General features: G+C 39.3%; 12 protein-coding genes and 1 pseudogene. 6 read left to right on the top strand and 7 right to left on the bottom strand.

Features of this window, described 5'->3' with window-relative positions:
- Positions 1–33: 33 nt before the first annotated feature.
- Together Ana3638_RS27225 and asnS are read right to left on the bottom strand one after the other, a co-directional pair.
- On the bottom strand, positions 34–1,440 hold the full coding sequence (locus Ana3638_RS27225) for an HAD-IC family P-type ATPase (protein ID WP_330587897.1): 1,407 nt from the start codon (positions 1,438–1,440) through the stop codon (positions 34–36).
- 358 nt (positions 1,441–1,798) lie between these two features.
- A complete protein-coding gene (asnS, locus tag Ana3638_RS06285; protein WP_161837265.1) occupies positions 1,799–3,190 on the bottom strand; it encodes an asparagine--tRNA ligase in 1,392 nt (463 codons plus the stop codon).
- 358 nt (positions 3,191–3,548) lie between these two features.
- On the opposite strand from asnS, the gene Ana3638_RS06280 reads away from it, so the two are divergent.
- From Ana3638_RS06280 to Ana3638_RS06265, 4 genes and pseudogenes are all read left to right on the top strand, one after another.
- Positions 3,549–3,794 (top strand): (2Fe-2S) ferredoxin domain-containing protein, encoded by a 246-nt coding sequence (locus tag Ana3638_RS06280; RefSeq protein ID WP_161837264.1) that lies wholly within the window; start codon positions 3,549–3,551, stop codon positions 3,792–3,794.
- Positions 3,791–5,536: a [Fe-Fe] hydrogenase large subunit C-terminal domain-containing protein gene (locus Ana3638_RS06275; protein ID WP_161837263.1), complete on the top strand. Its 1,746-nt coding sequence runs from the start codon at positions 3,791–3,793 to the stop codon at positions 5,534–5,536. The genes Ana3638_RS06280 and Ana3638_RS06275 overlap by 4 nt, the downstream gene beginning before the upstream one ends.
- Before the next feature lie 180 nt (positions 5,537–5,716).
- A pseudogene (locus Ana3638_RS06270) lies at positions 5,717–6,888 on the top strand (SpoIIE family protein phosphatase).
- Between the two features lie 150 nt (positions 6,889–7,038).
- Positions 7,039–8,493, top strand: a complete 1,455-nt coding sequence (locus Ana3638_RS06265) for a 4Fe-4S dicluster domain-containing protein (RefSeq protein WP_161837262.1) — start codon at positions 7,039–7,041, stop codon at positions 8,491–8,493.
- 189 nt (positions 8,494–8,682) lie between these two features.
- Here Ana3638_RS06265 and Ana3638_RS06260 read toward each other — a convergent pair whose 3' ends face one another.
- The 5 genes from Ana3638_RS06260 to Ana3638_RS06240 all read right to left on the bottom strand — a co-directional run bounded on the left by Ana3638_RS06260 (position 8,683) and on the right by Ana3638_RS06240 (position 11,968).
- Entirely contained in the window at positions 8,683–9,399 is a 717-nt protein-coding gene (locus tag Ana3638_RS06260) for a PHP domain-containing protein (protein WP_161837261.1), read from the bottom strand.
- A complete protein-coding gene (locus Ana3638_RS06255) occupies positions 9,380–9,727 on the bottom strand; it encodes a hypothetical protein (protein WP_161837260.1) in 348 nt (115 codons plus the stop codon). The genes Ana3638_RS06260 and Ana3638_RS06255 overlap by 20 nt, the downstream gene beginning before the upstream one ends.
- A gap of 70 nt (positions 9,728–9,797) precedes the next feature.
- Positions 9,798–11,105, bottom strand: a complete 1,308-nt coding sequence (locus Ana3638_RS06250; RefSeq protein ID WP_161837259.1) for a [Fe-Fe] hydrogenase large subunit C-terminal domain-containing protein — start codon at positions 11,103–11,105, stop codon at positions 9,798–9,800.
- Between the two features lie 93 nt (positions 11,106–11,198).
- Entirely contained in the window at positions 11,199–11,621 is a 423-nt protein-coding gene (locus Ana3638_RS06245; RefSeq protein ID WP_161837258.1) for an ATP-binding protein, read from the bottom strand.
- The gene (locus Ana3638_RS06240) at positions 11,618–11,968 is read right to left on the bottom strand and encodes a DRTGG domain-containing protein (protein WP_161837257.1); all 351 of its coding nucleotides are present in this window, start codon (positions 11,966–11,968) and stop codon (positions 11,618–11,620) included. The genes Ana3638_RS06245 and Ana3638_RS06240 overlap by 4 nt, the downstream gene beginning before the upstream one ends.
- A gap of 486 nt (positions 11,969–12,454) precedes the next feature.
- On the opposite strand from Ana3638_RS06240, the gene Ana3638_RS06235 reads away from it, so the two are divergent.
- The gene (locus Ana3638_RS06235) at positions 12,455–12,949 is read left to right on the top strand and encodes an NADH-quinone oxidoreductase subunit NuoE family protein (RefSeq protein WP_161837256.1); all 495 of its coding nucleotides are present in this window, start codon (positions 12,455–12,457) and stop codon (positions 12,947–12,949) included.
- Positions 12,950–12,963: 14 nt separating this feature from the next.
- On the top strand, positions 12,964–13,521 hold the full coding sequence (locus Ana3638_RS06230) for an ATP-binding protein (RefSeq protein WP_161837255.1): 558 nt from the start codon (positions 12,964–12,966) through the stop codon (positions 13,519–13,521).
- Positions 13,522–13,576: the final 55 nt, after the last annotated feature.

Below are 13,576 nucleotides of genomic sequence, written 5' to 3'. Positions count from 1 at the left end.
GTAATGCCTGATCCGCTAAGTTCTTATTGGCATTTAATATTTCTTTTCTTTTTCTTCTGACATAGGTTTTATATCAGAACCGTCCCAATAAGAGGTGCAGCGGGCAGCCAGTACGTCCGGAGCACCTTTTGTATATTGTTCGAAGCCGCCATTCGAAAGTTTATGTATAGTACTCATAAGCTTTCTTCCGGAATCAAAAGGTACTTCCCCTACACGTGGCATTTCAGTCTCCGCTTTACTTTTTTGGATTCCAAGCTTAAAGCCATAATTTACAAGTGCCGCTTCCGTAGGTTCTCCCTCGGCTTCGTTGGAATCATTCAGATGTGCATCATTGCAAAGTGCCATAACACGGCCTAACAATAACTCATCCTTACAGAAACTATCTACGACGGTCATTTTATTCTGTGTTAATGTACCTGTTTTATCGGAGCAGATAACATTGGTACATCCTAATGTTTCAACTGCGGTCAATTTTCGGATTACCGCACTTCTTTTTGACATGTTGGTTACGCCAATGGATAATACGATGGTTACCACTGCTGCTAGTCCTTCCGGGATAGCAGCTACGGCTAATGATACGGCCACCATAAAGGTTTCAAGAATACCTTCCCCTGAAATATCAGGATAAAGACGGAAGATATTAAATAAAAAGATAACAACACAGATTCCAAGAACAAGTGAACTTAAAGTTTTACTAAGCTGGTTTAATTTAAGCTGAAGAGGAGTGGTATTTTCTTTTGCTTTTGTTATGGCATCAGCAATTTTACCCATCTCCGTGTCCATACCTGTCGCAGTAATTACAGCATTTCCTCGTCCATATACAACCGTACTACCCATGTAAACCATATTTTTTCGGTCACCAAGAGAAATGTCTTTCTGCCCGCCCAGATTAAGGACATTCATAATCTTATCTACCGGAACACTCTCACCGGTTAAAGCTGCTTCCTCCACTTTCATACTTGCTGTGTCTAACAACCTGGCATCAGCAGGAACGGAATCACCGGCTTCCAGAGCAATAATATCACCTACTGCCAGATCTTCACTTTTTATAACCTGTAGTTTTCCGTCACGCATCACTTTGGAAGTTGCCGCCGAAATGGCCTGTAGAGCTTCAATTGCTTTTTCTGCCTTACTTTCCTGATATACACCAAGTATGGAGTTAATGACAACCACAGCCAGAATTATGATAACATCGGCAAAAGATTCATGGGCATATATTGCAGTAATACCGGATATCAGCGCAGCTGCAATCAGGATAAGTACCATGGGATCTTTTAACTGGCTTAAGAAACGGATGAAAAGCGGATCTTTCTCGGCCTCTTTTAATTTATTCTTACCATTTTGTGTAAGCCGCTTAGCGGCTTCCATCTCTGTAAGGCCTCTTGCTTCCGTTTTTAACTTCTGCAAAACTTCTTCTGATGTTTGTAAATATTCTCTCATTAAAATCCTCCTAATAAAAAAAGATCAAGTTACTGTACTTGACCTTTTTTATTAGAAAAGACCCAAGTACAGTGTTTATTCTGTACATGAGTCTCATATTTTAAGATAAGCCAGACTGTAAATCAGCCAGGATTGTTGACTTACCACGCTATTGCTTAAGCGCTAATTACTCCCTCATTTAATACTTTGAAATAATATCATGGTGTTTTTGAATTGTCAATATAATATGAGGTTTTAATAAAATTTTAATATATTTTGACATGATTTACATATCCATATAGAGGCATTAATCCATAACGAATTCGGTAAAGAATCCTTTTGCTTTTTCCAAATCGGATGTGTTTTTTATTGATTTACCTTATAACTCACAATTGTTAACAGTACGTGGAAATGGAATGACATCTCTGATATTACCCATACCGGTTAAATACATTACGCAACGCTCAAAACCCAAGCCAAATCCGGCATGTCTTGCAGAACCGAATTTTCTAAGGTCTAAATAAAATTCATAGTCTTCTTTCTTAAGGCCTAATTCGTCCATTCTGGCAACTAATTTATCATAGTTATCCTCTCTCTGGCTTCCTCCGATAATTTCACCAATGCCAGGTACTAATAAATCCATAGCGGCAACGGTTTTATTATCTTCATTTAACTTCATATAAAAGGCTTTGATATCTTTCGGATAGTCCGTAACAAATACCGGCTTTTTGTAAATTTCTTCCGTTAAATATCTTTCATGCTCCGTCTGTAAATCACAGCCCCAGCTTACCTTGTATTCAAATTTATCATTATTTTTCTCCAGAATTTCAATTGCTTCCGTATAGGTAACATGTCCGAATTCGGAGTTCATAACATGTTCCAGTCTCTCTAAAAGACCCTTGTCCACAAATTGATTAAAGAATTTCATTTCCTCCGGTGCATGTTCTAAAACATAACGGATTACAAACTTTATCATTCCTTCCGCTAACGCCATATCATCTTTTAAATCAGCAAAAGCAATCTCCGGCTCAATCATCCAGAATTCTGCCGCATGACGTGTGGTATTGGAATTCTCCGCACGGAAAGTGGGTCCAAAGGTATAAATATTACGAAAAGCCATAGCATAAGTTTCACCGTTTAACTGCCCGCTGACAGTTAAATTCGTTTCTTTGCCAAAGAAATCTTCGGTATAATCAACTTTACCTTCTTTCGTTCTGGGAATCTTGTCCATGTCAAGGGTCGTAACCTGGAACATCTCTCCGGCTCCCTCTGCGTCACTTCCTGTAATTAAAGGGGTGTGTACGTATACAAAGTCTCTGTCCTGAAAATACTTATGAATTGCATATGCAATCAGGGAACGGACACGAAATACTGCCTGAAACGTATTGGTTCTTGGACGTAAATGTGAAATCGTTCTTAAAAATTCTAAGCTGTGCCGTTTCTTCTGTAATGGATAATCCGCTGTGGATGTGCCTTCTATAACAATCGATTTTGCCTGTATTTCAAAAGGCTGCTGTGCTTGTGGTGTAGCAACCAGCTCACCCTCAACGATAATTGCCGAACCTACCTTTAATTTGGATATTTCAGCAAAATTCTCCATGCTGTCATGGTAAACAATCTGTAATGTTTCAAAATAAGTACCATCATGCAATACGATAAAACCGAAAGCTTTCGAGTCCCTGATACTTCTTACCCAGCCTCCAGCCTTTATGTTTTTACCGATAAATTTTTCTTTTTCTCTATACAATTCCCGAACTGTAATCAAATCCATATATCTGGCTCCTTTGTCAAATTTTTCTCTTCATTTATTATATCATATCATAGTATGATTACAACCGAAAAGTTTTATGTGCAGTGTAGAAATTCCTCACCTTTTACAGCTTGCAAAAATACGATACTAACAATTTAGATTAATCTTTCAGCTTCTGTGGTATTTTATTTTACCGTAATTGGGCTCACGATATCCGGTATAGTATACCCGCTCGTCGGTGCTTGGGATAATTTCGGCTCGGTTGCTAACGAAATGGAAGTACTATCTCAAATACCCTTTGACAGTAATATATATAAGTGCTAGAATTATGTTCAGACATTGTTAAATAAAAAACAATCTTTATTAGGAGGATAAAGGTATGGTTATCACAATATGTATTGGGAGTTCCTGTCATTTAAAAGGTTCAAGGGAAATTGTTCAGACTTTGGAAAGACTTATTACTTTACATAAATTAGACGATAAGGTAGAATTAAATGGTTCCTTTTGTATTGGGCAATGTGTAAAGGGTGTTTGCGTAAAATTAGGGGAAACCTTATTTTCCTTATCCCCGGATAACACAGAGGCTTTTTTTAATGAAGAAGTACTTGGGAGGCTGACTGAATGAATGTAATCGGCTTTAAAGAAGCAAAGTGCAGAAATTGTTATAAATGTGTCCGTACCTGCGAAGTAAAAGCTATTACGGTAAAAAATGAACAGGCACAGATTATGAATGATAAATGTATTCTATGCGGGCATTGTCTTGAAGCCTGTCCCCAGAATGCCAAGACATTTATCAGCGATCTGGATAAAGTAAAAGGTTATCTAAGAGATAATATTCCCACTGTAATATCCATTGCTCCCGCCTATCTTGGTATATTAAAATATAAAACTCCCGGACAGGTCATCACAGCATTGATGAAACTTGGATTTTCCATGGTACGGGAAACGGCTGAAGGTGCAGCATTTGTAACGGAAGAATATGAAAAATTATTGACAGCCGGTACAATGAATAATATAATTACAACTTGTTGTCCCAGTGTAAATGATTTAATAGAAATCTATTATCCCAGCCTTACAAAATATATGGCCCCAGTAGATTCTCCCATGATTGCCCACGGCAAACTAATCCGGAAAGAATTAGGCCATGATGTAAAGATTGTATTCTTAGGCCCCTGCATCGCTAAAAAAAGGGAAGCGGAAAGTGACCCCAGAACCGTTGGATTTGTCGATGCAGTTATTAATTTCCCCGAAGTGGAACAATGGTTAAAAGAAAAAAATATTGATATTATGGAACAGGAGGATACCCTGCCCCATAATCCGGATCCCCAGGTTAACCGGTTATATCCTATTAGCAGCGGAGTTTTATCCTCCGTCGTAACCTCTAAGAAAAAGCCGGATAACTACCGTAAATTTTATGTTCATGGAATTAAAAATTGTATTGAATTATTTGAAAGCATGGAACGGGGTGAGGTATCCGGCTGCTTTATAGAGGCCGATATCTGTAACGGAGGCTGTATTAAAGGTTCTGCCGTTGACAGGGAATCTATATCCCGCTTTAAAGTAAAGCTGGACTTGGAAGAGGCTGTCCCCAAAAAACCTCTAAGTGATCCTGACTTTTATGACCGCGCAAAAGGTATATCTTTTCATAAAGTATTCTTAAACCGTTCCCCTAAGGATCCTCTACCCTCTGAAGAAGAGATCAACCATATACTAAGCAAAATCGGCAAAACAAAACCGGAAGATGAATTAAACTGCGGTGCCTGCGGTTATTCCAGCTGCAGAGAGAAAGCAATTGCTGTTTACCAGGGTAAAGCCGAACTTACCATGTGTATTCCATATATGCATGAGAAAGCCCAGTCAATGGCCAATGTTGTTCTGGATACAACCCCCAACATCATAATATTAGCAGATTCCGAATTAAAAATAGTGGAATTCAGCGGTGCGGCTGAAAGTTATTTTCATATCCCCAGATGCAAAGCAAAAGAAATGTACTTGTATGAAATAATAAATCATACGGATTTTCTTGAGGTATTAAGCAGTCATAACCCAATTATGGGTAAGAAAGTGGAATATCCGGAAATCGGCCTTACCACCCTGCAGAATATCGTCTACGTACAGGAACAGAATGCAGTACTTGGTATCTTTCAGGATATTACCATGGAAGAAGAGAAAATAAAACAGGCTTATAAAGTAAAAGTTGATACCATAGAAATGGCCCAGAAAGTAATTGATAAACAGATGCTGGTTGCCCAGCAGATAGCAGGCTTATTAGGGGAAACAACCGCAGAAACGAAAGTAACCTTAACGAAACTCAGAGATACCATTCTTTATGATGGAATTGAACAGCCAAAAAAGAAAACTGTATAATTAGACAATTGTGAAACTATATAGTTTTCTGAATATATCATACATTTATACGAATTTCAGAGCTTCAGTTACCTTTAGGGTAGATTCAGCTCTGAAATGATATTAGTTGCATGGCATATAAAATGTAATGATCTTGTTTCGTAATTGCCTAAAGCGTATAACGGCGGAAAGGAGCCGGATATGAATGTAAGTATCGATGCTTCTTATAAAAGTTTAAATAAGCATCATGAAGAACTTTGCGGAGATAAAGTTGAACTTTTAAAAACAGATGATTCCAATATTATGATTTTAGCCGATGGTATGGGAAGCGGGGTAAAAGCGAATATACTGGCTACCCTGACCTCTAAAATACTTGGCACTATGTTTTTAAACGGAGCCAGTATTGACGACTGTGTGGAAACCATAGCTAAAACTCTTCCCGTATGCCAGGTACGCCAGGTTGCATATTCCACTTTCAGTATCCTGCAGATATTTCATAACGGAGAAGCTTACCTGGTTGAATTTGACAACCCAAGCTGTGTATTTATCCGGAATGGCAAGCTTTTAGAAATTCCGTACCAGGAAAGAATTATTGAAAATAAAACGATTCGTGAATACCGTTTTCAGGTAACGATTAACGACTGTTTTATTCTGATGAGCGATGGCGTAATCCATGCCGGTGTGGGACAGTTATTAAACTTCGGATGGACCTGGAAAAGCATGGCTGATTATGCGCTGAATGCCATGAGGGAAACCCTCTCCGCTTCCAGACTTGCTACCATTCTTACCAAAGCCTGCGATGATTTATACATGCAGATTCCGGGAGATGATACAACGGTAGCGGTAGCACGGATTATTAACACCAAAGTCATAAATTTATTAACCGGTCCCCCCTCCGACAAAGCAGATGATGCGTATATGATTCATGAGTTCATGAAAGATACGTCAAAGAAAATTATCTGCGGAGGAACAAGTGCCAATATCGCTTCCAGGATAATGGATAAACCTATAAAAACTTCATTAAATTATACGGATCCCGCTCTTCCTCCTATTGCCTGGATCGATGATATTGATCTTGTAACCGAGGAGTATTAACCTTATCCAGAGCATTGGTTTTAATGAAACATTATGTTGAGGGTAACGTAGATGAATACTTCTTTGAGGAATTAGATAAAGACAACGGCGGGTCGAAAGTAGCAAAGATGATAATAGAAGATTGTACTGTTTTAAATTTATATGTCGGTAAGGCAATAAATGAAGCTCATCAAAATCCAGGTTTACCTTTTGATTTAAGTATCCGTATGCATCTGGTGGAACAGATTAAAGATACGGTAATGAAAATGGGTAAACAAGTAACTGTAAAATATTTTTAATATAATACTTTATTTGAGTGTCAAAAGTAAATCAAAACGTGTTTTATGAATATATATGCCCTTTGTATTCATACCAAACACTAAATTGACCTTTTGGCACTCTAATCATTATATTTTAACCGCGGCAAGTGTACCGTAAGGAGTGATAAAATGCTAGGAGTAAATACGAATATTGACACTATTAAACAGGAGGTTCTTTATGAAGTCGCAAAGCTTGCATTTAAAGGCGAGCTGGATGAAAAAAAAGAAGCTCTTCCCTACGAATTGATACCCGGGCCGCAAGCTAATTTCCGGTGCTGCATCTATAAAGAGCGTGAAATCATTCGTCAAAGAATCCGTTTAGCAGAAGGAAAGTCACCCTCAGCCGGCTCTGATAATAAAAATGTAGTTCAGGTAATTAACTCAGCCTGTGAGGGCTGTCCCATTACCCGTTTTGTTGTGACGGATAACTGCCAGAAGTGCATGGGAAAACGGTGCCAGGAAGCTTGTAATTTCGATGCAATTACCATGCTTAGAGACCGTGCTTACATAGACCCGAATCTTTGCAAGGAATGTGGGAAATGTTCCCAGGCATGTCCTTATAATGCCATCGCCGACCTGATGCGTCCTTGTAAAAGGAGCTGTCCGGTTGACGCTATCTGTATGGATGAACACAATATTGTTGTAATCAATGAAGAAAAGTGTATCGATTGCGGCAATTGCATTAAAAACTGTCCTTTCGGCGCAATTTCAGACCGCTCTTTTCTGGTGGATGTTATAGAACTGATAAGACGCCCTGATATACCGGTATATGCTATGTTAGCTCCTGCATGGGAAGGGCAGTTCGGCGCAGATATAAACACTGCCGGCATGGCTGAAGCACTAAAAGAATTAGGATTTGAAGGGATGTATGAAGTTGCCCTGGGTGCAGATCTGGTAGCTGCCAGTGAAGCCAAGGAATGGGCCGAGGCTTATAGCGAGGGTAAAAAAATGACAACTTCCTGCTGCCCGGCTTTTGTTAAAATGATAAGAAAACATTATCCTAAATTAGAATCTAATATCTCTGCTACCGTATCACCTATGACTGCCACCGCGAGGCTAATTAAAACCATACATCCCGATGCGGTGTGTGTATTTATAGGACCGTGTATTGCGAAAAAAGGGGAAGTACTGGATACGGTTTCCTTAAAAGGTGCCGATTATGCCCTTACCTTAGATGAACTTTATGCCATGTTCCGGGCAAAGGATGTGGAACCAAGGGAAACGGAGGAAACATTGCAGCAGGGAAGTATATATGGTAAGAAATTCTGTGTATCCGGCGGTGTTACCGCCTCTGTTATGAAGTCTCTTAAAGAAAATGGTAACGAAGCCGAGCTGTCTGTCCGGACATGTAACGGTGCTTCCGAATGCAAAAAAGCGTTAATGCTTTTAAAAGCAGGTAAGCTCCCGGAAAACTTCATCGAAGGAATGGTATGTGAAGGGGGATGTTCCGGCGGACCGGGAAGTATTTTAACCGGACGCCCTGCTGACCTTAACCGTAATAATTTATTTGCTAAGGCAGATAACCGTGAGATTCATGAGAATTTGAAGCGGTATGAGAACTTGGAATTTTCCATGCACAGATAATCTAAATTCAATATTGAGTTGTGCTCCACGGAGTTTGATAATATAGTTTATAAAGTAAAAATAACCGGTGAAAGAGACTTTAAACCAGTCTTTCTCAATCGGTTATTCTAGTTATTTTTTATTCTTAATGGTCTCGAAAAATACATAAATCATTTATCATTATTATCTAATGCAAACCTCTGATTCACTTCATAAACATTGCAGTGCCTCTAAGATATCTTTAACATCCTTGCTTTTAGCATACAGATAATTAACCGGTTCATTGATATGCTCCAGGTAATGGGCATCGGAACTGCTGATAATTTTACATTTTTCCAGATAAGGATTCGTTTTCTTAAGCTCATGCAGTTTTGTTAAATCCTTAAATTCCACACAGGAAAACTTAGAATCCGGCGGGATAAATCCCAGATTGGATAACAGGCTGTTGGAACTTTTATCTATGTGGGCCGGAATCATGATACCATTATATTTTTTAGTCAGTTCATATACCTGGTCAAAGGAAATATTCGTTGCATTGATTAGCAGATTTGGTTCCTTGCCGGTTACCTCATCCGATTCATCTATTATCTCCTGTTTTCCAAAGATAACTTCCTCATTGGGAAACGGCACCAGCTGACTGTAAACATATTCATCAAAACCCATGGCATCCTCAAGTTCCGGAAACAGACATACTACATGTACCTCTTCCGCCGTACATAATTCCATGCCAGGAATCGCTGTTATTCCGTAATCTTTCGCAATCTTTAGGAATGCCGGACAATTTTTACAGGAATTATGGTCCGTAAGTGCGATTACATCCAATTGTTTTATCAATGCCATACCAACGATATTCCCGGGGGTCATATCCGAATCGCCGCAGGGTGACAAACAGGAATGTATATGAAGATCATAAGTTATCGGCAGCATGAATCATTTCATAAACCATAAGTGAAGTATCAAATATGGGTTTATCGGTGCTTAGCACCGTAATATTTTGATCCTTGGCCTTATTCAGTGCAGGAACATCGAGCACTGCCCCCTCGGCTAAGATGATACATGCAATATCTGTAAGTGTCGCGACTGCCAGCGTATTTATATTGCCCATAACCGTTACCCAGGCGGAATCTGCCGGAGCCTTTCCCATAGCTATACTTAAAAGGTCACAGCAAAACGGTTTGGATATTACTTTATCTAAGTTATCCCCGGTATTAATTACTTCAAATATACCTTTATTAATTAATTCCTGTACTGTCATAATTCACCTTGCCTTTTCGTAATTTATCTCATAGCGTTTGCAATTGCGTATCCAAACAGGTCTTTCAACCTTATTCCTGTTCTGTATTCCTGTTCTGGCTGTCCAGCATTGACATTTCACCTGATATTTTGTGAATATATTCTCGAAGGATATGAATACAATCCTTTTCACTTGCTACTCCCCGGACGACATCTTCTGCCAAAGCCTTGCAGGTCGGTGCTCCGCAGGAACCACAGTCCAACCCCGGAAATCTTTCATATAATTCCTCGACTTTTGCCATCATAGCTATACTTTCCTTAATATTTACTCCTAACTTAAATACCGGCTCATACCGGACTTCTTCCGTCCAATATACACCCGTCACTTTGCCGTTAATTAAATGGTTACAGGCTACCGGCATATACTTTCTGAGACGTTTTATTTTAACCTTGGCTACAAAAGGATTCTCAACCGTAAGAACACCGCCTACACAGCCTCCGCTGCATGCATTCAGTTCTATAAATTCCAGCGAACTGAATTTCTGATCTTCCAAATCTTCCAGAACCCGGATTACATTTTCAATCCCATCCGCTGCCAGATAACTGTCCGTCAGCAAACCACCTGCTTCACCGCCGGTTCCACCCCAACTGATACCAATCTTACCGGATATGGCAATCTCTTCAATATTCTGGCTGGCTTCTACCTCCCGCATCAGAGGTAATAATCTCGGATATACCTCTTTGATTGCCAAAACACCATCCACATCACTTTTCTCAATACCAAGGGGTGTCTTAACTGCACTGACTTTTGCAGGGCAGGGAGATATAAATATAATACCTATTTTATCACCGGGCAGTCCGGTTTCTTTCATTGCTTTTTCCCTGGCTAAAGCTGCCGCTAAGTCAACAGGCGCTTTAACAGGAAGCAGATGTTCTATCAGGTTTGGAAAACGTACCCGGATTAAACGAACAACGGATGGACACGCCGTACTGATCAGCGGCCACTGCTCTTTATGCTGCTCCACATATTTTCGTGAAACTTCAGAAACCAGTTCCGCAGCTCCGCTGACTTCATAAACATCATTAAAGCCCATACGTTTTAAGGCGGTTAGCACAATATTAACATCATCTAAATTATTAAACTGTCCATATAGGGAAGGTGCAGGTAAGGCTACGGTATATTCATATTCCTTCAAGATGCTTAATGGGTCATAAATTGCCAATTTCGCATGGTGAGGACATATTCTGATGCATTCCCCGCAGTCGATACAAAACTTTTTTGTGATTGCAGCCTTTCCATTCCGTACCCGGATTGCCTGTGTGGGACATCTCTTAATGCAATTTATACAGCCCTTGCACAAATTCTCATCCAGGCGAACAGCAGTAAAAAATTTATCCATTTCTTACTCCTCCCCAGTTTTGAAAGGTATTGCCTAAGTAACGGCAAATAAATTAACGGTTCGATCTATTTTAAGTTATTGATATTATTTTAACTATAAAAATACTCTCATTGTTACTGTTGTACCTACTCCCAATTCTGTCTGAATATCCATTTCGTCCGAATATTTCTTCATATTGGGAAGTCCCATGCCGGCTCCGAAGCCAAGCGCCCTTACATTATCCGGTGCAGTAGAATAACCGTCCTGCATAGCCAGTTCAATATCCGGAATACCCGGACCTTTATCGTTCAGTATCATCAATATTTCATCTGCCGTTATAATAACGTTAATGGTTCCGCCGTCTGCGTGAATTACCATATTAATTTCCCCTTCATACATGGCAATTGCTACCTTACGAACTACTTCGGGACTAACACCCATTTGTTTTAATTTGCTCTTTACATCACTGGAGGCCTCTCCCGCCCTGGTAAAATCATCAGGAGAAACATTATAGGTTAATTGAATTTGATTACTCAATCGGATGCACCTCCGTGCAAACCTTTTTCGTAGAGCATTCCGCAGGCAGTAAACATTCTGTGATCTGTGGATAATAATACAATCCCGCTTTCTTCCGCAAGAGCCACCATGGCTTCATCCGGTTTTTTACCGCGCACAAATACGATACAAACGATATCCATCATTTCAGCTGTCCGGATAACCTGCGGATTACATAACCCGGTCAATAACACGGATTGATCTTTCACAAATGCAAGAACGTCACTCATCATATCGGCGCCGCATGCCGTATGGACCTCTTTCCCTATATATTGCTCTCCGCATAAAATACATGCATCTAATATCATTTTCACATCATTAACGGTCATAAGAACCTCCCAGTATGCAAATCTAACAGTTATTTTTACTATACGAAATAAATATAGTATAACATTACCAAAGGTATTTTTCAACTAATTATGAATTTCAAGAATAATATAAAAAAATTATGGGCAGATTAGTAAGTTATGTGAATTTTCGAATATATGTAGATTTTTTATCAATAACGTGCTATACTGTTGTTGTTTGTCGACAGAGAGTTATATAATATTTGTTTTTTGTATAAAATCACTCTGCGGCAGTGAAGTAGTTATAGGAAGTTAACAGTTACTTTCTGTAATTCAATTTATGGCGGAATAGGCACCCGCCATTGGTTTAACGGCGGATAAAACCGCCTTATAAGTTAACGGCGGACAAAACCGCCTTATTAGTTAACGGCGGATAAAACCGCAACGGAAGAATAGGCATCTTCCGGTATAACATATTAACATGAAGTGATATTAACAGAAAAAGATTAGAATCAAGGAGGTTAAAAAATGGGTTCCCAGAAAAAAACAGTCCCTTTTGCCGGAACTAAGGAGCAAGAAGCGGAACTTCTTAAAGTCATTAGCGAACACAAAGATGACAAAGGCGCATTAATGCCGATTTTGCAGAAGGCACAACACATCTATGGTTATCTGCCGATTGAAGTACAGAAAATTATTTCTAATGAAATGGATATACCTTTGGAAAAAATATATGGTGTTGTAACCTTTTACTCACAATTTTCATTAAATCCTAAGGGAAAATATAAAGTATCCGTATGTTTAGGTACTGCATGTTATGTTAAAGGCTCAGGTGATATCTATAACAAGTTAATGGAACTGCTAAAGATTGAAGGCGGCGAATGTACACCGGACGGAAAATTCTCTTTAGATGCCTGTCGTTGTATCGGTGCATGCGGATTAGCTCCCGTACTGACCATTAACGAAGATGTATATGGAAGATTAACAGTAGATGAGCTTCCGGATATCTTAGCTAAGTATGAATAACATATATTGATCCTATGATGACAGAACTTTCTCTTAATGTATTGGATGTGGCTCAGAATTCTATTCGTGCAAATGCGGATTTTATACAGATTCGAGTAGAAATAAACAACGAACAGAACAGATTAACCATTACGATATCAGATAACGGATGTGGAATGACGGCAGAGCAGATAACTAAGGTAGAAGATCCATTTTATACAACCCGAACAACCAGATCAGTGGGACTGGGGGTACCTTTTTTTAAGTATGCAGCCCTGGCTGCCGGTGGTGATTTTTGTATCGACTCAAAACCCGGCTTGGGAACTATAATTACTGCTGTATTTGTTCTATCCCATATTGATCGTATGCCCTTAGGCGATATGACCAGTACCATACACACCTTAATTACATTGAATACTACAATAGATTTCTTATACATCTATAAAGTAGATGAGAAAAGCTTTACATTAGATACCAGGGATTTTCGAGAAATCCTTGAGGGTGTACCTTTTGACGTACCTGAGGTATCATCCTATATAAAAGAATATCTTAAGGAAAACCAATTAGAAGTAGACGCTGGAAGAATTTTTTAGTTAAACTGTTATTGCTTGTCCTGAACTAAACTATAGTTGATATCTGCCCCGTTCG

The sequence above is a fragment of the Anaerocolumna sedimenticola genome, assembly GCF_009931695.1.
GTDB lineage: Bacteria > Bacillota > Clostridia > Lachnospirales > Lachnospiraceae > Anaerocolumna > Anaerocolumna sedimenticola.
Note: the sequence above shows the minus strand (reverse complement) of the source record. Positions and strands in the feature narration are given on the sequence as shown.

Excerpts from the sequence above, each read along its gene's own strand:
- Ana3638_RS06260 (WP_161837261.1), bottom strand. The coding sequence starts at position 9,399 with ATGCTGCCGATAACTTATGATCTTCATATACATTCCTGTTTGTCACCC.
- Ana3638_RS06250 (WP_161837259.1), bottom strand. The coding sequence starts at position 11,105 with ATGGATAAATTTTTTACTGCTGTTCGCCTGGATGAGAATTTGTGCAAG.
- Ana3638_RS06265 (WP_161837262.1), top strand. The coding sequence starts at position 7,039 with ATGCTAGGAGTAAATACGAATATTGACACTATTAAACAGGAGGTTCTT.
- Ana3638_RS27225 (WP_330587897.1), bottom strand. The coding sequence starts at position 1,440 with ATGAGAGAATATTTACAAACATCAGAAGAAGTTTTGCAGAAGTTAAAA.
- Ana3638_RS06230 (WP_161837255.1), top strand. The coding sequence starts at position 12,964 with ATGATGACAGAACTTTCTCTTAATGTATTGGATGTGGCTCAGAATTCT.
- Ana3638_RS06280 (WP_161837264.1), top strand. The coding sequence starts at position 3,549 with ATGGTTATCACAATATGTATTGGGAGTTCCTGTCATTTAAAAGGTTCA.
- Ana3638_RS06275 (WP_161837263.1), top strand. The coding sequence starts at position 3,791 with ATGAATGTAATCGGCTTTAAAGAAGCAAAGTGCAGAAATTGTTATAAA.
- Ana3638_RS06240 (WP_161837257.1), bottom strand. The coding sequence starts at position 11,968 with ATGACCGTTAATGATGTGAAAATGATATTAGATGCATGTATTTTATGC.
- Ana3638_RS06255 (WP_161837260.1), bottom strand. The coding sequence starts at position 9,727 with ATGACAGTACAGGAATTAATTAATAAAGGTATATTTGAAGTAATTAAT.
- Ana3638_RS06235 (WP_161837256.1), top strand. The coding sequence starts at position 12,455 with ATGGGTTCCCAGAAAAAAACAGTCCCTTTTGCCGGAACTAAGGAGCAA.
- asnS (WP_161837265.1), bottom strand. The coding sequence starts at position 3,190 with ATGGATTTGATTACAGTTCGGGAATTGTATAGAGAAAAAGAAAAATTT.